The sequence below is a fragment of the Streptococcus sp. SM5 genome (assembly GCF_027497975.1).
Map to the genome: position 1 here is coordinate 66,239 of NZ_JAJNSC010000011.1, position 21,547 is coordinate 87,785.

18 protein-coding genes and 1 riboswitch are annotated in these 21,547 nt (G+C 38.2%); of the genes, 1 reads left to right on the plus strand and 17 read right to left on the minus strand.

Going from position 1 to position 21,547, the window contains the following annotated elements; all coding sequences use genetic code 11:
• Positions 1-284: 284 nt before the first annotated feature.
• From pulA to gyrA, 15 genes are all read right to left on the minus strand, one after another.
• Complete coding sequence (gene pulA / locus PAN07_RS09640; protein WP_269797787.1) at positions 285-2,567, minus strand: type I pullulanase; 2,283 nt, start codon at positions 2,565-2,567, stop codon at positions 285-287.
• Positions 2,568-2,672: 105 nt separating this feature from the next.
• Entirely contained in the window at positions 2,673-4,631 is a 1,959-nt protein-coding gene (gene ligA / locus PAN07_RS09645; RefSeq protein WP_269797788.1) for an NAD-dependent DNA ligase LigA, read from the minus strand.
• Between the two features lie 93 nt (positions 4,632-4,724).
• Positions 4,725-5,984 carry a nucleobase:cation symporter-2 family protein gene (locus PAN07_RS09650; protein WP_269797789.1) on the minus strand — a complete coding sequence of 420 codons (1,260 nt, stop codon included), beginning with the start codon at positions 5,982-5,984 and terminating at the stop codon, positions 4,725-4,727.
• Positions 5,984-6,565, minus strand: coding sequence for a xanthine phosphoribosyltransferase (locus tag PAN07_RS09655; RefSeq protein WP_269797790.1), 582 nt, complete (start codon positions 6,563-6,565; stop codon positions 5,984-5,986). The genes PAN07_RS09650 and PAN07_RS09655 overlap by 1 nt, the downstream gene beginning before the upstream one ends.
• A gap of 76 nt (positions 6,566-6,641) precedes the next feature.
• Positions 6,642-6,738, minus strand: a riboswitch (purine riboswitch).
• Positions 6,731-7,714, minus strand: a complete 984-nt coding sequence (guaC, locus tag PAN07_RS09660; protein ID WP_269797791.1) for a GMP reductase — start codon at positions 7,712-7,714, stop codon at positions 6,731-6,733. Its footprint overlaps the riboswitch before it by 8 nt.
• A gap of 155 nt (positions 7,715-7,869) precedes the next feature.
• Positions 7,870-8,145 (minus strand): DUF1294 domain-containing protein, encoded by a 276-nt coding sequence (locus PAN07_RS09665; protein ID WP_269797792.1) that lies wholly within the window; start codon positions 8,143-8,145, stop codon positions 7,870-7,872.
• A 33-nt stretch (positions 8,146-8,178) separates the two neighbouring features.
• On the minus strand, positions 8,179-8,838 hold the full coding sequence (locus PAN07_RS09670; protein WP_269797793.1) for an MmcQ/YjbR family DNA-binding protein: 660 nt from the start codon (positions 8,836-8,838) through the stop codon (positions 8,179-8,181).
• Positions 8,839-8,882: 44 nt separating this feature from the next.
• Positions 8,883-9,515, minus strand: a complete 633-nt coding sequence (locus PAN07_RS09675; RefSeq protein ID WP_269797794.1) for a copper homeostasis protein CutC — start codon at positions 9,513-9,515, stop codon at positions 8,883-8,885.
• A gap of 92 nt (positions 9,516-9,607) precedes the next feature.
• Positions 9,608-9,967 (minus strand): YbaN family protein, encoded by a 360-nt coding sequence (locus PAN07_RS09680; RefSeq protein WP_269797795.1) that lies wholly within the window; start codon positions 9,965-9,967, stop codon positions 9,608-9,610.
• A gap of 107 nt (positions 9,968-10,074) precedes the next feature.
• A complete protein-coding gene (gene topA, locus PAN07_RS09685) occupies positions 10,075-12,162 on the minus strand; it encodes a type I DNA topoisomerase (protein ID WP_269797796.1) in 2,088 nt (695 codons plus the stop codon).
• Between the two features lie 119 nt (positions 12,163-12,281).
• A complete protein-coding gene (gene dprA, locus PAN07_RS09690; protein WP_269797797.1) occupies positions 12,282-13,145 on the minus strand; it encodes a DNA-processing protein DprA in 864 nt (287 codons plus the stop codon).
• 105 nt (positions 13,146-13,250) lie between these two features.
• The gene (gene dapA / locus PAN07_RS09695) at positions 13,251-14,186 is read right to left on the minus strand and encodes a 4-hydroxy-tetrahydrodipicolinate synthase (protein WP_269797798.1); all 936 of its coding nucleotides are present in this window, start codon (positions 14,184-14,186) and stop codon (positions 13,251-13,253) included.
• A gap of 301 nt (positions 14,187-14,487) precedes the next feature.
• Complete coding sequence (locus PAN07_RS09700) at positions 14,488-15,564, minus strand: aspartate-semialdehyde dehydrogenase (RefSeq protein WP_269797799.1); 1,077 nt, start codon at positions 15,562-15,564, stop codon at positions 14,488-14,490.
• A 138-nt stretch (positions 15,565-15,702) separates the two neighbouring features.
• Complete coding sequence (locus PAN07_RS09705) at positions 15,703-16,452, minus strand: class A sortase (protein ID WP_269797800.1); 750 nt, start codon at positions 16,450-16,452, stop codon at positions 15,703-15,705.
• Positions 16,452-18,920, minus strand: a complete 2,469-nt coding sequence (gyrA, locus tag PAN07_RS09710; RefSeq protein WP_269797801.1) for a DNA gyrase subunit A — start codon at positions 18,918-18,920, stop codon at positions 16,452-16,454. Before gyrA ends, PAN07_RS09705 begins: the two co-directional genes overlap by 1 nt.
• Positions 18,921-19,113: 193 nt before the next feature.
• Here gyrA and PAN07_RS09715 point away from each other — a divergent pair, with 193 nt between their 5' ends.
• Entirely contained in the window at positions 19,114-20,100 is a 987-nt protein-coding gene (locus PAN07_RS09715; protein ID WP_075567646.1) for an L-lactate dehydrogenase, read from the plus strand.
• 57 nt (positions 20,101-20,157) lie between these two features.
• Here PAN07_RS09715 and PAN07_RS09720 read toward each other — a convergent pair whose 3' ends face one another.
• Both PAN07_RS09720 and ccdA2 read right to left on the minus strand, forming a co-directional pair.
• Positions 20,158-20,739 (minus strand): TlpA disulfide reductase family protein, encoded by a 582-nt coding sequence (locus tag PAN07_RS09720; RefSeq protein WP_269797802.1) that lies wholly within the window; start codon positions 20,737-20,739, stop codon positions 20,158-20,160.
• 11 nt (positions 20,740-20,750) lie between these two features.
• Positions 20,751-21,458 (minus strand): thiol-disulfide oxidoreductase-associated membrane protein CcdA2, encoded by a 708-nt coding sequence (gene ccdA2, locus PAN07_RS09725; protein ID WP_269797823.1) that lies wholly within the window; start codon positions 21,456-21,458, stop codon positions 20,751-20,753.
• Between the last annotated feature and the right edge of the window lie 89 nt (positions 21,459-21,547).

Consider the following 21,547-nt stretch of genomic DNA (forward strand, 5'->3'; position numbering starts at 1 on the left):
TTAGACTTTCTTAAATTTTCATAAACTTATGATTTTTAAGATAGTCTCTTTGTCAATATGAGTAAATCTCTTGGTATTTATAAAGAATATCCTTTCTTTCTTAAGTTAAAAACTGAACATTTTGTATAAATTTATAAATTTTATACGAAAAATGTCTCTTAAAGACTATTTTAACAATTTTACGTAAAGTTTCAAATATTTTTAGTAATTTTCATGATTTTAAACAATTTTTTTTATTCTATTAACAAAAAAACTCAAGATTGTATCTTGAGTTTGATTTTGCATTATGATAAAACTTTCATGACAGCTACACTGACATCATCAATAGCATTTTCTTGATTTGAACGACTATTTGTAACCAACATTTCTAGATTACCAGCATTTTCATAATAGAAAGATGCACCTTTGGCATTAAATACAACCAAGAAATGTTCTTTAGTTCCTTGAATCTCATAAACAATCCAACCACTATTCTGAATGGCGGTATGCACAAAGACGTGACGGTATACTTCCTCGTATGTAGGATAAGAAAAGGCGCTAGTCTGTGTTTTAAGACGGATAATTTGGCGGATAAAGTCTATACTTTCTTGACGTTCATTAATTAGATCCCAATTAACTTGGTTGACGCTATCAGGAGCATTGTAACTGTTCATAGCTCTCTCACGATCATCATGAGTCAACTCACCATTTTCTCCAGTTGCTACGAGTTTAGTACGCCCAAACTCCTGCCCGAGTTCCATGAAAGCCATTCCTTGCATAAGAAGGTTCATAGCTGTTGCGGTTTCCACTTTTTTCATAATTCGTTCTTCACTCTCCGTTGGATGAAGAGTTGCTAGCAAGTCATGTAAGTTATAGTTATCGTGGGCTTCCACATAGTTCAAGACTTGGTTAGGACTGAGGTAAGAACCAAGTTCACGACTTCCCAAGATAGACTTAGCAACGATTGGTTCAGTACCGGCTCCACTCACGAAGCCTGATTTGATATCACCATAAACTTCAGCACCCTTAATCGCATTGCGTTGATCATCATTGAAAAATCCAATATTAGGTAACTGATAGGCATTGTCTTTCTTAGCCTTATCATAAGGAGCAAGACCAGTTCCCATATCCCATCCTTCTCCATAAAGGATGATTTTAGGATCAACTTCATCCATAGCCCAACGGATCATCTGCATCGTTTTAACGTCATGGATACCCATCAAGTCAAATCGGAAACCATCAATATTAAATTCTTTAACCCAATAAAGAAGCGAGTCGATCATATACTTACGGAACATTTCGTGTTCACTAGCAGTTTCATTACCTACACCGGTACCATTTTGATAGGTCCCATCACGATTCATTCGATAATAATAATCTGGTACTGTTGTTTGAAATGGTGCATCGACTACAGAGAAAGTATGATTATAAACAACATCCATGATGACACCGATACCAGCATCATGATAAGCCTGAACCATTGTTTTTAAATCACGAATAACCTGTCCCGGATCATCAGGATTCGTTGACATACTAGTTTCTGGAGCATTATAGTTTTGTGGATCATAACCCCAGTTGTAGGTGACGTTCCCATCTGCATCATACTCTTTATGACGGTCAGCAATCGGCTGTAGTTGGACGTAGTTAACACCAAGTTCTTTAATATAGTCAAATGCTGTAGACTGACCATACTGATTGACTGTCCCCGTTTGAGCGGCTCCCAAAAAAGTTCCTCTTAATTGTGGAGCAACACCAGAAGTTTCAGACTTGGTCAAGTCACGAATATGCATTTCGTAAACAACAGCCTGACAAGGGTTTTCTAAACGCCAAGTAGCTTCTGTACCATGCTTGACTTCAAAACCATCTACCTGACGTTCCTGTTCTGAAACAATCGCTGACCGTTTTCCATCAGGGCTAGTTGCTGTTGTATAAGGATCACGGGTCAAAGACTGGTGATGTGGGAAGTCAATTTGGTAGTGATATGCACGACCCGCAAGACTTTCCGGAACTGTAAGACTCCAGACACCAATTGTATTATATTTATGACTGTATGAATAGCTGTTCCCTCGCTCCATCTCATAAGTTTTTAAAATCGGAGCATCATTAGAAGCTGATTCATAAACTACGACTTGTACAGAGGTTGCTGTCGGTGCCCAAAGACTAAAGCTTGTTTGAGTATCAGAAACTTGACAACCCAAATCACCTTGGTAGCCCCAATGATGGTCAAAACTAGCACTATTAATAGCCTTGTCAAAAGCAAAAGGATTTTGATCCTTATAGTGAGGGCTTGCAATAGCAGGATTCTCGGAGTAGTAGACTGTATCGTCTCCATCTAAAATCCAAACTTCTGTCAAGAGTGGATAATAGTTGAAACGAATTGGATACTCTTTTGAAACTCCGTCTTTTGTAACTACAAAAGTCATCGTTTCGATAGCTTTTTCGCTAGATTGAGTGAAAGAAAATTTTTCTCCAAAATACTCTTCTTCTTTTACTAACTCAACTGTATCAAGAGGCTTTTTACTAAAACTACAATCTTTATAAGCCTCATCCTTACGATGATAATGAATAAGTACAGGATAATTGTACATAGTTCTCCCTAATTTCTAATTGTTAAATTTTAAAAAATAATTTCTTGTTTAAATTTTCGAGTTGGAGCAAGAAATCTAAGATAGTCATTCTTTAGTGTGTAATGATTATAAACTCTCCAACCAAGCTTCATCTCGAATCTCAATTCCAAGTTCTTGTGCTTTTTGGAGTTTGCTTCCTGCATCTGCTCCTGCTACCACAAGGTCAGTCTTCTTCGATACACTACCCGTTACCTTAGCTCCAAGATTTTCGAGTTTACTTTTAGCTTCCGAGCGAGTAAGACGTTCAAGTTTTCCTGTCAATACGACTGTTAAACCTGATAAGGCTGCATCTGCTGCAGCTACCTGTCCTTTATAGTCTAGATTAACATCTAATTCTTTCAATTCTCTTAAAAGGATTTTAGCACCCTCAGCCTCAAAATAAGATTGGAGACTTTGAGCAATGACACTTCCCAAACTTTCAATGCCTGCAACTTCTTCAGGACCTGCTTGAGCCAGTGTTTCGATTGAATGGAAATGTTGTAAGAGTAACTGACTTGCCTTACTTCCCACATGACGAATTCCCAAACCAAACAAGAGTTTTTCAGCAGAATTTTCTTTCGAAGCTTGAATAGCCTGATAAAGTTTTTGAGCCGATTTCTCCTTGATGCCGTCTAACAAGAGAAAATCTTCCACAGTCAAATGATAAATATCTGCAACATCCTTAACCAAATCGGCAGCAAATAATTTTTCTACGATTGATGGACCAAGGCCAGAGATATTCATGGCATCACGGGATGCGAAGTGTATTAAACCTTCTTTAATCTGAGCTGGACAACGTGGGTTTATACAACGAAGAGCCACCTCATCTTCAAAATGCAAAAGCTTACTGTCACAACTTGGACAGTTTGTTGGAATATCTAGTTTCTCCTCTGACACACGCTTTGATTCTACGACACGTAGAACGGCTGGAATGATATCTCCTGCCTTATAAACAATAACAGTATCATCCTTGCGAATATCCTTTTCAGCGATATAGTCAACATTATGAAGCGTTGCACGACCAACTGTTGTACCTGCCAATTGCACCGGAGTAAGATTGGCAGTCGGAGTTACGACACCAGTTCGTCCTACTGTCCAGTCAACAGAAAGCAGTTTTGCTTCTTTTTCTTCTGCTGGAAACTTATAAGCGACTGCCCACTTAGGCGCTTTAACTGTAAATCCAAGTTGCTCTTGACCAGCTAGGTCGTTGACCTTAATTACGACACCGTCGATGTCATAAGGCAATTGGTCTCTTTCTTGACCTACTTCTTGGATAAACTTCCAAACTTCATCCATGCTGTGCGCTAATATGCGTCTTGGATTAACAACAAAACCCAATTGTTCTAAATGTTCCAAAACCTTCTCTTGGCTATCCCGAGTTGAAGGGCTTGCTTCTTGATAGAGGAAGGTTGCAAGATTACGTTTGGCTACTATTGCTGTATCTAGCTGGCGAAGAGTTCCTGCAGCAGCATTTCGTGGATTAGCAAACTCTGGCTCCCCGTTTTCTTGACGAGCAAGATTGACCTGATTGAAAGAAGCTCTCGGCATATAACATTCACCACGAACAGTGATATCTATTTTTTCTGGTAAGGATAAAGGAATATCTTTCACTCGTTTAAGATTTTCCGTGATATTTTCACCAATTGAACCATCACCACGAGTCGCCCCAACAACAAAAATTCCTTGCTCATAAGTCAAGGAAATCGATAATCCATCAATTTTTAACTCACAGATATAAGTAACTTCGTCCAATTCTTTACGAACACGCGCATCAAAGGCATCGAGCTCTTCACGAGAAAAAGCATCCTGCAAACTATAGAGAGGATACTGATGACTATATTTTTCAAAACCATCAAGAATCTTACCGCCAACACGGTGGGTTGGACTATCTGGCAAGACTTGCTCTGGATGAGCTTTTTCTAACTCTACCAATTCACGATAGAGACGATCATACTCACTATCAGATACAGATGGGTTATCACTTGTATAATACTCTGTCGCATAGCGATTGAGCAACTCAACGAGCTCTTTCATTCTTTCATTCATAGAACCATTTTACCATAAAAAGGACTATAGAAACAATACTCAAGCTCTAAAAAAGAAAATGAGAAGGATATTTCTATCACTTCTCATTTATTTTTATTTTTTTCGATTCAAAATAGCATTCAAGATAATGGCAACAGCACTCGCAATGACAATACCATTTGAGAAGAACATTTGGAAGGCTGTTGGTAGGGTATTGAAAAGGTTGCTTCCGTTTAGTCCAACACCAGCTGCAATAGAGACAGCTGCAATAAGGAAGTTATGTTCATTGTTTTCAAAGTCAACACGTGACAGTATCTGCATCCCTTGTAAAGAAACAAATCCAAACATAACTAGCATAGCTCCTCCAAGAACAGGGCTTGGAATAATTTGCGCCAAGGCACCAAACTTAGGTAAGAGACCAAGTAGGATAAGGAAACCAGCTGCATAGTAGATTGGCAAACGAGTACGAATACCTGACAGTTTAACCAAGCCAACGTTTTGAGAAAATCCTGTATAAGGGAAGGTATTGAAAATACCACCAAGCAAAACAGCAAGTCCTTCAGCACGGTATCCATTACGAAGACGAGTGCTATCGATTGGATCTTTAGTTATATCGGAAAGAGCAAGGTAAACACCAGTTGATTCAACCATTGACACAGTAGCGATAATACACATCATGACAATAGAAGAAATCTCAAATTGTGGAGCGCCAAAGTAGAATGGAGTTGGGATATGAACAAGTGGAGCTTCTGCTACCGGAGAGAAATCAACCAATCCCATAGTTGCAGCAATAATTGTACCAGCAATCAAGCCAATCAAGATAGAAATAGACTTAATGAACCCCTTAGTAAAGATATTTACCAAAAGAATAATAAGGATAGTAATAGATGCTAATGCCAAACTTTGTCCCGTTGGTTTTTCGACATTATTTCCCATATTCCCAATAGCTACTGGAATCAAGGTCAATCCGATTGTTGTAATGACAGAACCTGTTACGATTGAAGGGAACAGATTAGCAATCTTAGAAAATACACCTGCTACAAGAACGACATAAATACCAGAAGCAATCAAGGCCCCAAACATAGCACCACTACCATGACTTTGTCCAATCATGATAAGAGGAGCAACAGACTGAAAGGCCACACCTAGAACGATCGGTAAACCAACACCAAAATATTTATTTAATTGTAACTGCAATAAAGTTGCGACCCCACACATAAAGATATCCGTAGAGATAAGGTATGTCAGTTGTTGAGGCGAGTAACCTAGGGCACCTGCAATCATGATTGGTACTAGGATTGAACCTGAGTACATAGCAAGTAAGTGTTGCAAGCCCAATACGGCTGCTTTTGAGTGATTTTCTTTTTGATTCATTAGATGTCTGCCTCCTTGAAGATAACTCTTCCATTTTCAAAACGCTCTAAACGAGCAAGTGATACTACCTGATGACCTGATTTTTCTAACAGTTCACGACCATCTTGGAAAGATTTTTCAATCACAATCCCGACGGCCTCGACTGTAGCACCAGCTTGTTCGATAATCTGAATCAAACCTTTAGCTGCTTGACCATTAGCCAAGAAATCATCAATAATTAATACTTTATCTCCTGGAGATATAAACTTCCCTGCAATAGATACGGTACTAGTAACTTGTTTAGTGAAAGAATAAACCTCAGCAGTTAAAATCCCCTCATTCATAGTGATATTTTTTGCCTTCTTAGCAAAAATCATAGGTACGTCCAATTGTTCAGCTACATATAAAGCTGGTGCAATTCCAGATGCCTCAATAGTCACAACCTTAGTAATCCCAGCATTTTTAAAATGTTCAGCAAAAGTACGGCCAATCTCTCGCATCAAAGAATAATCAACTTGGTGGGTTAGAAAAGAGTCCACCTTAAGAATATTCTCACCAAGGACATTACCGTCCTTTAAAATTCGTTCTTCTAATAATTTCACCATAACCTCCGAAATAAAAAAAGACTTACAAAGTAAGTCTCCAAGCAGAAATAGAGACAGCATTCCTCTGTCTTTATCTCTTTTACGACTTACTCATTGTTAGGTATTTACGGTACCTTGTAGAAACGCCACGCCAATTCGCAGCATAAATAAGTAATTTATAATTTAGTGAGCATCCCCATTCCAGATAGAGTTCTTCACAATAACATAGTCAACATGTCGAAGATCTGCAACTTTACGACCTCCTGCATAAGAAATCGAACTCTGCAAATCTTGTTCCATCTCAGTCAAGGTATCTTGCAAATGTCCTTTAGCAGGAAGAAGGATTTTCTTCCCTTCAACATTCTTGTAGGCACCTTTTTGGTATTCTGAAGCTGATCCGTAGTATTCTTTAAACTGTTTACCATCGACTTCAACTGTTTTACCAGGGCTTTCGATATGGCCTGCAAAAAGTGAACCAATCATAACCATACTTGCACCGAAGCGGATTGATTTTGCGATATCTCCATGAGTACGGATACCACCATCGGCAATAATCGGTTTACGAGCAGCTTTAGCACACCAGCGAAGAGCCGCCAACTGCCAACCGCCAGTACCAAAACCTGTTTTAACCTTAGTAATACATACTTTACCTGGACCAATTCCAACCTTAGTAGCATCTGCACCAGCATTTTCGAGTTCACGCACGGCTTCTGGAGTTCCAACGTTACCAGCAATTACAAATGTTTCTGGCAATTCCTTCTTAATGTGTTGAATCATCGAAATGACACTGTCTGCATGACCATGTGCGATGTCAATCGTGATGTACTCTGGAGCATCAGCTTTTAATTGACTAACAAAGTCATACTCATAACCCTTAACACCAACTGAAATTGAAGCAATTAGACCTTGGGCATGCATACGCTTAATAAAAGGGATTCTCCCAGCTTCATCGAAGCGATGCATGATATAGAAATAACCACCTTTTGCAAGTTGTTCAGCAACATCTTCATCCAAAATAGTTTGCATATTAGAAGGAACGACTGGTAATTTAAAGGTGTGTTTCCCAAAAGTTACATGAGTATCAGCTTCTGCCCTACTGTTAAGGACACATTTGTTAGGGATTAACTGAATATCTTCATAATCAAAGATCGGAAATTCGTTCAACATTTTTCTCTCATTTCTTTAGTTTTGACTTTCCTAAAGTTAGGAATAGTCTTGTCTTTTTACAGACGATTCCTTTGACAAGTTTACAATATATTCCTATTTTTGTCAATAATTATGTTTTTTATCATATAATGTTCGGAATTTCTTTTTTATTACATTTAAGATTTAACAAGAAAATATATAGTCACCACTATTACCACCATTCCCAAAATCCAAACTGTTTTAAAATACCATTTTCGAGTTTTATGATGGAAAATAAGTCCTCCAAACCAGGCTCCAAAGCCACCAAATATAAAAGCTCCTAAGAGTAAATACTTCTCTGGAATTCTCCAATGGCCGCGTTTAGACTTATATTTATCAATTCCATATAGAATAAAGATAAAGAAATTCCATAGTAAGAGTAGAATGCTAGGAACTTGTTTTAAATCAATCATCTACGTATAAGTCTCCTTGTCAGTTGTTTTATCCTATTTCTTTTTTCTAGTCAAGTCCCAACTTCTCTCGATTAAATCCAGGATCTGCTGGTCTGATAAGCTCTCATCAAGCGGGACACTGATCCAATATCTTTTGTTCATATGAAAGCCTGGGTAAATTCCCTTTTGTGAAAGCAAGTCTGCTACGTGATCATGTTTAAGGTTGACTGCTTCCACTAGTCCTTCTCTCCCCTTATCTAGCCTATCCCAAGGTATTTTCATTAAAACTGCATACCACTTTTGATTAGATTCATGACGGAGAACAGCCGTATCAGGAGATTTTTCCCATAGATATTCTAATTGGTTACCATATTTTTCTTGGACTATTACCATGACTCTCTTAGTCTGAGGACAAATAAAATCTTGGACATCAAAACATGACTTACGAATCTTGTACAAAACTTCTAGACAAGCTTCCCTTACTCCTCCAACAAAAGAGCCTCTCATACTTTCCATGTGGACTTGAGGATATAAATCATCCGTTTCCTGATCATAAACTTGAAAGGTTATTTCTTTATCCACTATGGAAACAATCATTCGAAAGTCATCTTCTAGTATTAGACTGCTATATTTGAATATTCCATCCTCCTCAATGAAACCAAAAGAAATAGCCTTCTTTTTATTAAATTCATAAGCTTTAAAGATATCAAACATAAGTGAAAACTGCTAGTTTAAGTTAGCAGTTCCTTTCTATATTATTAAAAAACGACCTTTGTTCCATGAAGTTGATTGACACCTAGTCGGTCAACAAATTCTTGGCGATTATCCATATCAATCCCGCCACCAGGTAGAATTTCAATTTTACCCGTAGCATAGTCTAACAGTCTCTGATAACGACTAAAACGTTTCTCTAAAGAATCACCAGATACACCAGCACGAGTGAGAATACGTTTCACACCAGCTTGACTTAACCAGTCAATGGCCTCTAACTGATCTTGGTCGCTCAATTCATCAAAAGCCATATGGAAGACAATCTCCATTCCTTTTGATGCAGCAATTAGCTTTTCAAGATTATACTTATCTAACTTGTTTTCAGCTGTCAATGCTCCAAATACGACTCCTTGACTTCCTGCTTGAGCTGTTAAACGAATATCATCAAGCATGATAGCTACTTCTTGATTGGTGTAGACAAAGTCACCACCTCGTGGACGAATCATGGTCATAATGGTAGTTTCGTAGGGAGTTGCAAGCTCAACAGCAGCCTTGGTCACTCCAAAACTTGGCGTTGTTCCGCCAACTGCTAGATTGTCACAAAGTTCAATACGGCGAGCTCCAGCTTCCATAGCTTTTTCAATTAAAGTAATATTTTCAGCACAAAATTCGTAAATCATCTGATTCTCCTTGAAGATTTCTTTGAATTTATTATATCATATTAATCTGAATAACCACTGCTTTTTATCAAGGGAAATGATTACTTTTTATATTATTCTTTATCTGGAATTACCTTAAAAAGGTAATAGGTTATAAATATTGTTAAGCAGCCTAAAGCAATTTTTACTGGTAAAAGCGGAACGAAATAAATCGAGATTCCCATCAAAATATAAATCGATACGATAATCTTCTTCTTCCGTTCACGTGCAATGGACTTGGTTTCTCTAAAATCCGCAACATAAGTTTGATAGAGCTTGGTATGATAGAGCCAGTCTTCAAATCGCTTAGAAGATTTTGAAAAACAAGCAATCGACAATAAGAGAAAAGGAGTTGTCGGTAATAAGGGCAAGGCTACACCAACTATGGCCAAGGCTAAAGAGATAAATCCAATACTGAGATAAATAATACGCATATCTTTTCCTTTTTAAAAATTTATTATTCTAGTTTCCCATAAAGAGATGAGATCTGTCAAGTTTTAACTTAAAAGGACTGAAATGATGATTTCAGTCCTTATTATTTTTATTTGATTTTTTCTTCTTCGTAATCCCCATTGCTACAAACTACTTGTTTGCCACCACCACGGATTTTTTTCTCCATGAGGAAACTACCGCATTTAGGACAATCACGCCCAACAGGCTTATCCCAAGAAGTAAATTCACATTCTGGATATCGATTACATCCATAGAATAGACGATTACGTTTGGTTTTACGTTCGATGATTTGACCTTGATGACAGTTAGGACAAGTTACCCCAATTTCTTTTACAATAGCCTGTGTATGACGACAATCTGGGAAGTTACTACATGCGTAGAATTTACCGAAACGTCCAAGCTTAATCACCATTGGACTTCCACAAACTTCACAATTAAATCCAGCAGGTTCATCCTTAATCTGAATTTTTTCCATTTCTTCCTCGGCTTTTGCGACTTCTTTTGAGAAAGGTTTGTAAAATTCATCGATTACTTTCTGCCATTCTTCTTTACCAACTTCGACATCGTCTAGTTTTCTTTCCATATCAGCGGTAAAAGTTACATTGACAATATCAGGGAAGTACTCGACAATCAATTTGTTAACTACTTCTCCCAATTCAGTAGGTTCGAAACGTTTTGAAGCCAATCTCACATAATAACGCTTTTGGATTGTTTCGATAGTTGGTGCATAAGTTGATGGACGTCCAACTCCGTTTTCTTCCAAGGTCTTAATCAAAGTAGCCTCGGAATAACGTGCCGGAGGTTGGGTAAAGTGTTGTTCAGGTTTGCTATTTACCTGTTTAACAAGATCTCCCACTTTCATATCTGGCAACATCTTATTTTTATCAGAATCGTTGTAGATCGCCAAATAACCATCAAACTTAACCTGACTACCATTTGCTGCAAATTGAACGCCATTTTGAGAGAGCTTAACGGCCATTGTATCAAAGATAGCACCCTTCATCTGACTAGCTACAAAACGATTCCAGATAAGCGTATAAAGTTTAAGCTGGTCCTTGTCCAAATACTTAGCAATTTTTTCAGGTGTATTAAAGACACTTGACGGACGGATTGCTTCATGGGCATCTTGTGCACCAGAAGCATTTTTTACCTTGCTTCCGTGCTTAGAATACTTACTACCAAAACGTTCATTGATGTAGCTTGCTGCTTCATTTTGGGCAACTGGACTAATACGAGTAGAGTCCGTACGCATGTAGGTAATCAAACCTTGAACACCTGTTCCGATATTAATTCCCTCATAGAGCTGTTGAGCAACCATCATAGTCTTACGAGTACGGAAGTTAATCTTATTTGCCGCATCCATCTGCATGGTTGATGTTGTATAAGGTAGCGGAGCGTTACGCTTACGTTCTTTTTTATCTACTTGTTCCACTGTGAAATCTTTGCTAGTAAGGTGAGATAAAACTTCCTTTACCTTTTCATTAGTAGCAAGTTTCATCTTCTTACCATTCATGCCATAGAAAGAAGCTTGGAACTGCTTGGTTCCCTTTTTGAAGACTCCATCAATCGTCCAATATTCTTCGGGTTGGAAGGCATTAATCTCATTTTCACGGTCAATGATTAACTTGAGTGCAACTGACTGAACGCGCCCAGCTGACAAGCCCTTCTTAACCTTCTTCCAAAGAATGGGTGAAATAGAATAACCTACTAAGCGGTCCAATACACGACGGGCTTGTTGGGCATCCACCAAATCCATATCGATTTTACGAGGTTCTTTAAAAGCATTTTTTACCGCATCTTTTGTAATCTCGTTGAAAACAACACGATTAGCATCATTTTCATCCAATTCGAGAATATGAGCCAAATGCCAAGAAATTGCTTCTCCTTCACGGTCCGGGTCACTCGCTAGAAAGACTTTATCTGACTTTTTAGCTTCTTTTTTCAAGTCATTGATGAGAGGACCTTTACCACGAATATTGATATATTGGGGTTCATAATTATTTTCCACGTCGACTGACATACTTGACTTTTTCAAATCACGAATATGTCCAACGCTGGCTAAAACCTTATAATTTCTGCCAAGATATTTTTCAATCGTTTTCGCCTTAGCAGGAGACTCCACGATTACTAGATTCTTTTTAATTGTTGATTTTTTCTTTTTTGTTGCCGTAGCCACAGTATCACACCTTCTCAAAGTAATAAACTTTATAAAGTGTAAACCATTTTTGAGGGACTGTCAAGACTTAACTCCCATAATATAGAAGAAAAGTTTGATAAATGAAATCTTATTTGATTTTAAAATTCAAATTCTGCTAAGACGTCTTGTCCACTCGTAATGAGTTTTGCCCCTTCTTGGATTAAATGATGACAACCGTCTGAACGACCGTCTAAAATACTACCGGGTATAGCAAAGACATCTCTACCTTCTTCCATTGCACGTTCACAAGTAATCAAACTTCCTGACCTCATCTTTGCTTCTGCAACAATTACTCCTCTGCATAAGCCAGCTATAATACGATTTCTTGCTGGGAAATGATATTTTAAAGGTTCTTCACCAGGCCCGTATTCGCTTAGGAGCAAATGGTGTTCTCCAATATAATTTTGCAAACGTTTATTTGATTTTGGATAAGAAACATCCAGTCCTGTACCAATAACTGCAATGGTTTTGCCTCCATTTTGTAAAATAGACATATGAGCTGCTGTATCTATTCCTCTGGCTAGACCACTAACGATAACCAATTCATTTTCTAGTCCTTGAATAACTTTTCCTACAGATTTTGTTCCAAGTTGACTACAAGAGCGACTACCTACAACTGCTACTTTCGGTAGCTTTAATAGATTTAAGTCCCCCTTATAAAAGAGCAAGACCGGGGCATCATATATCTCACAAAGATAAAAAGGATAGACGTCATCTAAAATGGAGAATGATGGAAATTTTTCAAAATCCTTTTTTAATTTTTCCATGCTTTCAAAGGTCAATTTATGATAACGCTCCATAAAAACCACTGGATTTCGACACTCTGATACTTCTGCTATAGTTTCTAAGGTTAATTCTTGATCGTAAATTTCTCCATATTGAAGTACCTTTAATACCTGCTGGTTGCTTAAACCAGCTTTCTTCAATTTATAGATTTCGAAATTATCAATTTTAATCTTCATATATATCTCCTTGCTTATTCTACTTATCTATACATTCGCAAAAAAAGAAAAAAACTTCCTCAACAAACCATTTTTGTTAAGGAAGTTAATAATGATTTTGATTTATTAATAATCTGGACGAAGAACCCCAGTTACAGTTGCTTTAGTCGCTTCATAGTCACCATCGATAACAACTTTGATAATCCGCTTAGCGTCTTCTTCAGGAGCAGGCACTAATGGCAATCGAGTTGGACCAGCTGCAAAGCCCATGTAATTGAGAACAGCCTTAACAGGTGCTGGACTTGGATATGAGAAGAGGGCATTAACTTTGGGGATAAATTGTCTTTGAATAGCAGCTGCTTTTTTTATGTCACTTTCAGCTATAGCTATAAACATTTCATGCATCTCATCACCATTTGTATGAGATGCAACTGAGATAACCCCGTCAGCGCCAAGGTTCATAGCATGGAAGGCGTCTCCGTCTTCTCCAGTATAGATCAAGAACTCTTCTGGCTTATGCTCTATCAAGTAGGCCATATTCGCAAGACTAGTACATTCTTTAACACCGATAATATTTGGGTGTTCAGCCAAACGGAGCATGGTTTCAGGAGTTAACTCAACAACTACACGACCTGGAATATTATAGAGGATAATTGGTAAATCCGATGCATCTGCAATAGCTTTAAAGTGTTGGTACATCCCTTCTTGTGATGGTTTATTGTAGTAAGGAACAATTGCTAGTCCCGCTGCAAATCCACCAAATTCAGCTACCTCTTTAACGAACTCAATAGAGTCTCGCGTATCATTAGTACCAATACCAGCAATCAAAGGAACCCGTCCTTTGACTACTTTTTGTACTGCTGCAAAAAGTTCCAGCTCCTCATCGTGGGTAAGAGTCGGGCTTTCAGCAGTTGTCCCTGCCAGTAGAATTCCATCCGTATGATGGGACAATAAATGTTCAATTAGCTCCGGAATAGCTTCAAAATTGATTGAACCATCAGCATGAAAGGGCGTTATAAAGGCTGTGATGATTTTACATTCTTTTAAATCTTGATAAGACATAGGAAACACCTTTCTCTATATAAGAAAGAGGCTGGGGCATATTTGCCTTTGCCTCCTGTTCTGTTCGTAAAATAAGTAAACTCGCCTGATATCGAAGAAGAAATCAAACTCTTCAAGTTACTGTTTTCTGTTTCATAACGCAGTGGTTGATTGGAACTACTCATGTTTGCAACATTCGTACTTACTAATCAACTGTGCGGGGGGAGTATAAAAGTCCGGTGGACTTTTATAGCCTGAGCCTTAAATTATAAAAGCGAAGAAGAAATCAAACTCTTCGAGTTACTGATTTCTGTTTTGCTCCCTATTTCAATTCAAATTTTAATTCTGTAGTTGGACGAACCAAGCCACGTTCATGTAAAGTCTCAGCTATCTGAACTGAGTTCCAAGCTGCACCCTTGAGAAGGTTATCAGATACTACCCACATATGAATACCTTTTTCAGCATCCAAGTCTTTGCGGATACGACCAACAAAGGTGTCACGAGAACCAACAGCATTAATAGCTTGAGGATAAATTTGATTTGCAACATCATCCTCTAAAACGGCACCTGGGAAGCTTGCGATAGCAGCTTTTACTTCATCGATAGGAGCAACTTCTTTTGTTTCAATGTAAACAGACTCTGAGTGAGCTGATAAAACTGGAATACGCACACAAGTTGCTGAAACGGCAATGCTATCGTCTTCCATAATCTTCTTAGTTTCCTTGGTCATCTTCATCTCTTCGTATGTGTAATCATTTTCTGTGAAGAGATCAATTTGAGGAAGGGCATTAAAAGCAATTGGATAGTGTTTCTTATCGCCACCAGAAGGCAGAATATCAGCTTTCAAATCACGTGGATTTACGCCGTCGTTCAAGACTTCACGAAGTTCGCGTTGGGTTTCAAGAATGGCTCCCATACCTGCACCGGAAACTGCTTGATAAGTTGAAACGATAATACGGTCTAAGCCCCATTTTTGACGAACTGGTTCAAGAGCTACCATCATTTGGATAGTTGAACAGTTAGGACATGCAATGATCCCGTTATGAGCATCAAGAGCATGGGCGTTTACTTCAGGTACAACCAATGGCACGTCTGGATTTTGACGGAAATAAGAAGTGTTATCTACTACTACTGCCCCTGCTTTAACAGCATAAGGTGCGTATTTTGCAGAAGTAGAACCACCAGCTGAGAAGAGAGCAATATCAACTCCATCAAAGGCTGTTTCAGTTGTTTCTTCAATCGTAACATCTTGATTGTTAAACTTCAAAACTTTTCCTGCTGAACGAGCAGACGCAAGAAAACGAATCTTATCAATTGGAAGTGAAGATTCTTCCAACATTTTAATCATTTGAGCACCGACGGCACCTGTTGCACCAACTACAGCAACTGTATATCCCATAATGAACCTCTTTCGGAATTTTCTAAAAATTTCTATAATATGAACATTATACTACTTTTTAAGAAAAATGAAAAGTATTTTTTGGACACATTTCTGAAAACTAAAAGAAAAGGTCTGCATTATTCTGCAGACCTCTTTCTATAGAGAAAATTGTTTATATGGTTTATTGAATGCATCTAAAACATCAGATGATGTTTCTGCATATGATTTAGTTTCTGATAAAATTCCTTTAACAATGATTCTTTCAGCGGCATCATAATCCACACAAGTTACTAAAGTAATCTCATCGATACCCTCACGATCCTGAATTTCATCAACACGATCAGGTGTCACACGTTTAACTTCAGTAATTTCATATGAGTACACTTTATCTTTATCAGTTAGATAAATTTTCATTCCCTTTTCAGCACGATCTAAAGGAGAAAAAAGCATATTCTCTGCATTTTTAGTTGAAAAAACGTGGTGACTGGCTAGTGAATAGTTACCTTGTCCCATTACTTGGTCAGGCTTCATAGTACCAGCTCCATAATAGAGATTAATGTTATTTAAACCTTTAAAAATTGGTAGATTAAGCTCTAGCTCAGGAATTGCAATTCCCCCAATAACTGGAAGTTGCTGTGCCTCCCATTGAGCAGCTAACACAGCTTCTGATGAGATAGCTTTTACTGAATTAAAATCGAAATTCCCATCTGCTCCCTCATTTTCTTCAAGTTTCTCTTTCGAAACTTGGCTAACTTGATATTTATTTGTATTCCATATCATAAAGATATTTCTAATTTGTGAGTTAAAAATCAAAGCCAAGGAAATGAGAATGAGGAACGAAGCTAAAATATTGATGAATAAATTTTTACGATTCTTTTTGTTTCTTTTAATTCTTTTACGAGACATTATTCTTCACTTTCTGTTTCGTTTTCTGCCCCAACTTCTTCCTTCTCCGCTGCAGCAACACTTGTAAAGGTCACAATCTTAGCATTATCGTCCAGACGCATGACTTTTACACCCATAGTAGAACGTCCAGTTTGAGAGATATTGGCGACATTGGTACGAATCATGACACCTGTGTCAGTAATAATCATTAGGTCCTCATCGCCTTTAACTGTTAGAAGACCTGCTAGTGGACCATTTTTCTCAACGACGTTAGCAGTTTTCATACCTTTACCAGCACGGCCTTTAGTTGGATACTCCGTAGCAACTGTACGTTTACCATAACCTTTTTCGGTAATGATTAGAACCTCATCTTGGTCAGTAATAACTCTAGCACCGACGACTGTGTCACCTTCACGGAGATTTACTCCTTTAACACCTGTGGCACTACGACTCATACTACGAACGGTCGATTGGTTGAAACGAACTGCATATCCCAATTTAGTACCAATAATGATATCTGTATCTTTTTCAGTCAACAGAACATTGATTAACTCATCATCTTCCTTAAGATTCAAAGCCTTAAGACCATTTTGTCGGATATTTGCAAATTCTTTAACACTGGTTCTCTTAACGATACCAGCTCTTGTAGTAAAGAAGAGATATGCATCATCACTACGTTCTGATTCGACATTAATGATAGTTTGGATGCTTTCACCTTCATCCAGTTTCAATAGGTTTACAACAGGCAATCCTTTAGCTGTACGACCGTATTCAGGAATTTCATACCCCTTAAGTCGGTAGACACGACCTTTATTAGTAAAGAAGAGCAGGTGATCATGAGTGCTGGTCGAAACTAACTCCCTGACAAAGTCATCATCCTTGACTCCAGTTCCCTGAACGCCACGTCCACCACGTTTTTGGGCAGTAAATGCGTCTTGATCTAAACGTTTGATATAACCTTTATTTGATAGAGTAATCAAAACATCTGTCTCTTCGATCAAATCTTCATCTTCGAGAGTCAAGACTTCACCCACCATCAACTCTGTACGACGTTTATCAGCAAATTTGCGCTTCACTTCATCAAGTTCTTCTTTGATAATTTGGGCCACACGTTCTGGTTTTGCAAGAATATCTGCTAAGTCGGCAATCAAAGCAATCAACTCATCATATTCTGATTGAATCTTATCACGTTCCAAACCTGTCAAGCGACGTAGACGCATATCAAGAATAGCTTGACTTTGACGCTCAGAAAGCTTGAACTTGCTCATCAATTCTGCTTGCGCTTCTTGGTCAGTTTCACTTGCACGGATGATACGAATGACTTCGTCAATGTGATCCAAAGCAATCAAGAGACCTTCTAAAATGTGGGCGCGTGCCTCAGCTTTTTCTTTATCAAATTGAGTACGGCGAGTCACAACCTCTTTTTGGTGCTCAATATAAGCATCCAACATTTGACGAAGAGATAAAATCTTTGGAACACCATTTTGGATGGCAAGCATATTAAAACCAAAGCTAGTCTGCATCTGAGTCATCTTGAATAGGTTATTCAAAATAACGTTAGCCGATGCGTCACGTCTAACTTCTATAACAAAGCGGACACCCTCACGGTTAGATTCATCACGAACAGCTGTAATGCCATCGATACGTTTTTCCTGAACTAAGCGCACAATATGCTCATGAACTTTAGTCTTATTAACCATATACGGGAATTCCGTAACAACAATACGCTCACGACCAGTTTTTGTTTCCTCAATTTCAGTACGAGAACGAAGAACAATCGAACCTTTACCAGTTTCATAAGCCTTATGGATACCAGACCTACCCATGACTAGGGCTCCCGTTGGGAAGTCTGGCCCAGGTAAAACTTCCATCAAATCTTTGGTGGTAACTTCTGGATTGTCCATAACCAACTTAACAGCATCAATGGTTTCACCCAAGTTATGTGGCGGAATATTTGTTGCCATACCAACAGCAATACCTGTAGCACCATTAACTAAAAGATTTGGAAAGCGTGCTGGCAGCACCATCGGTTCACGTTCATTGGCATCATAGTTATCAACAAAATCAACAGTATTTTTATTGATATCTCGAAGCATTTCAAGTGCAATTTTGCTCATACGAGCTTCAGTATAACGTTGGGCAGCGGCACCATCACCATCCATAGAACCAAAGTTTCCATGTCCATCAACAAGCATATAGCGATAGCTCCACCATTGAGCCATACGAACCATCGCTTCGTAAATTGAAGAATCGCCATGCGGATGGTATTTACCCATGACATCCCCGGTAATACGAGCAGATTTCTTATGAGGTTTGTCAGGCGTAACTCCCAATTCATTCATACCATATAAAATACGGCGATGAACAGGCTTTAACCCATCTCGGACATCAGGAAGAGCCCGCGATACGATAACACTCATAGCATAATCGATAAAGCTGGTCTTCATCTCCTTGGTCAGATTGACATTCACTAAATTTTTATCTTGCATTAACAAATGCCTCGTTTCACTATTAGTAATTACATATATTATACCATAGTTTAGACTATTTTACAGTCTGGCAACACGTGTAAAACGTTTACATGTTTATCTAGAAGGTATATCCGTGACAAAGCTTAACAAAAGTGATAGAATGAAATCAAATGGGGTACCCCTAAATAAAAAAAAGGAGATGTTTAGACAAATGACAGCAACTAAACAACACAAAAAAGTTATCCTAGTCGGTGACGGTGCCGTAGGTTCATCTTATGCTTTTGCCCTCGTAACACAAGGGATTGCACAAGAACTTGGTATCATTGAAATTCCTCAATTGTTTGAAAAAGCAGTTGGTGATGCTGAAGACCTTAGCCACGCCCTAGCTTTTACTTCACCTAAAAAAATCTATGCAGCTAAGTACGAAGACTGTGCAGATGCGGACCTTGTAGTTATCACTGCTGGTGCTCCACAAAAACCAGGTGAAACTCGTCTTGATCTTGTTGGTAAAAACCTTGCTATCAACAAATCAATTGTTGAACAAGTTGTTGCATCTGGATTTGACGGTATCTTCCTTGTTGCGGCTAACCCAGTTGACGTCTTGACTTACTCAACATGGAAATTCTCAGGTTTCCCTAAAGAACGTGTTATCGGTTCAGGTACTTCACTTGACTCAGCTCGTTTCCGTCAAGCTCTTGCTGAAACAATCGGTGTTGATGCACGTTCAGTTCACGCTTACATCATGGGTGAACACGGTGATTCAGAGTTTGCCGTTTGGTCACACGCGAACGTTGCCGGTGTAAAATTGGAACAATGGTTGCAAGCTAACCGTGACTTGAATGAAGCTGACCTTGTTGAACTCTTCATCTCAGTTCGTGATGCAGCTTACTCAATCATCAACAAAAAAGGTGCTACATACTACGGTATCGCAGTTGCCCTTGCTCGTATCACAAAAGCAATCCTTGACGATGAAAATGCAGTTCTACCACTTTCAGTATTCCAAGAAGGTCAATACGGTGTTGAAAACGTCTTTATCGGTCAACCTGCTATCGTTGGTGCACACGGTATCGTTCGTCCAGTTAACATCCCATTGAACGATGCTGAAACACAAAAAATGCAAGCCTCTGCTAAAGAATTGCAAGAAATTATTAACGAAGCATGGAAAAACCCAGAATTCCAAGCAGCTTCTAAAAACTAATTAAGTCATTAAAAAACTGTCTAGACAAATAGTCTAGGCAGTTTTTGTTTTGCTATTTTATTCCATTTCAGAAAATGCTTTTTCTGCATCAGCATTACTAATGGCTCCAAGCTGGATTTTCCCAATTTTTCCTTGAGAATCAATTAAGAATTCTGTAGGAATACTTCTAATTTGATAGGCTTGGAAAGTTGCTCCTTGCGTATCATACAAGACTGGTATGTCCTTATATCCTTGTTCTTGATACCATTTCGGAAATTGCTCAATAGATTTTTCGCCTTGTAAACCTGGTGCTATTACAGTTAGAATCTCAAAATCACGATCTTCTTTAGCAGCAAGTTCCATTAATTCTGGCATACTTTTACGGCACGGACCACACCAGGATGCCCAGAATTTAAGATATACTTTTTTACCTCTGTAGTCAGACAATTTAACTTCTTTACCATCCATGGATTGCAATGTGAAGTCTGGTGCTTCTTGACCAACAGCCACTTGCTGTATAGTTGTTTGTGTCTTACTCTTTTGCTGCTCACTTTGAGTCTGGTTCTGAGACTCTTTATTTTCTTTCGATTGCTCATTTCCACAAGCTATCAAAAGAAAGATAGACAAGAAACTGATTACTATATATGCTATTTTTTTCATATTAAACTCCTTTAACCAAATATACCAGATAAACTATTTAACTGTCCTAACATCAATAGAATCCCCATTAGTATGATGAGAAAACCTCCAATTTTCTTAAGTAAGATTAAGCGAGGTTTGATTTTACTGAAATAGGGCATTACGAAACCAGAAGCCAAGGCTAATATTAAAAATGGTAATGACATTCCTAGAGTATAAACTAATGTCAAAATAGCTCCTTGAAGAGCTCCATTTCCTCCTGATGCCGCAAGAGCAAGAACTGAACTTAAAACTGGTCCAATACAAGGAGTCCAACCAAAGCTAAAAGTGATTCCTAATAGAAAGGCTGACAAGTATCGATTAGATTGACTACTCTTCATATTTAAGCTTTTTTGCACTTCAAGTTTATTAAAATGAATAATCTCCATCTGATGCAACCCTAAGATGATAATGATAGCTCCCATAGCATAACGGAACCAATCAGTATAGAGTAAATTACCTAAGAAACCAGCTCCAAATCCTAAAATAAAGAATATCACTGAGATACCAGCAATAAAGGATAGTGTACTAATTAGACCAGACCAAGCAACATCTCTTCCAAAAAAGCGAAATGTTCTTGATTGGCTATCATTATCTAATAGTATACCTGTATAGACTGGTAATAAAGGGAATATACACGGCGAGAAGAACGATAACACACCTGCTAAAAAGACAGATACAAAAAATAAAATACTTTCCAATTGAATACCTTCTTTCTTATGAATCATCTTATATTCTACTACAAATAATATAATAATTCTTGATTTTGCTACGCTACTTTTTTAGAAAA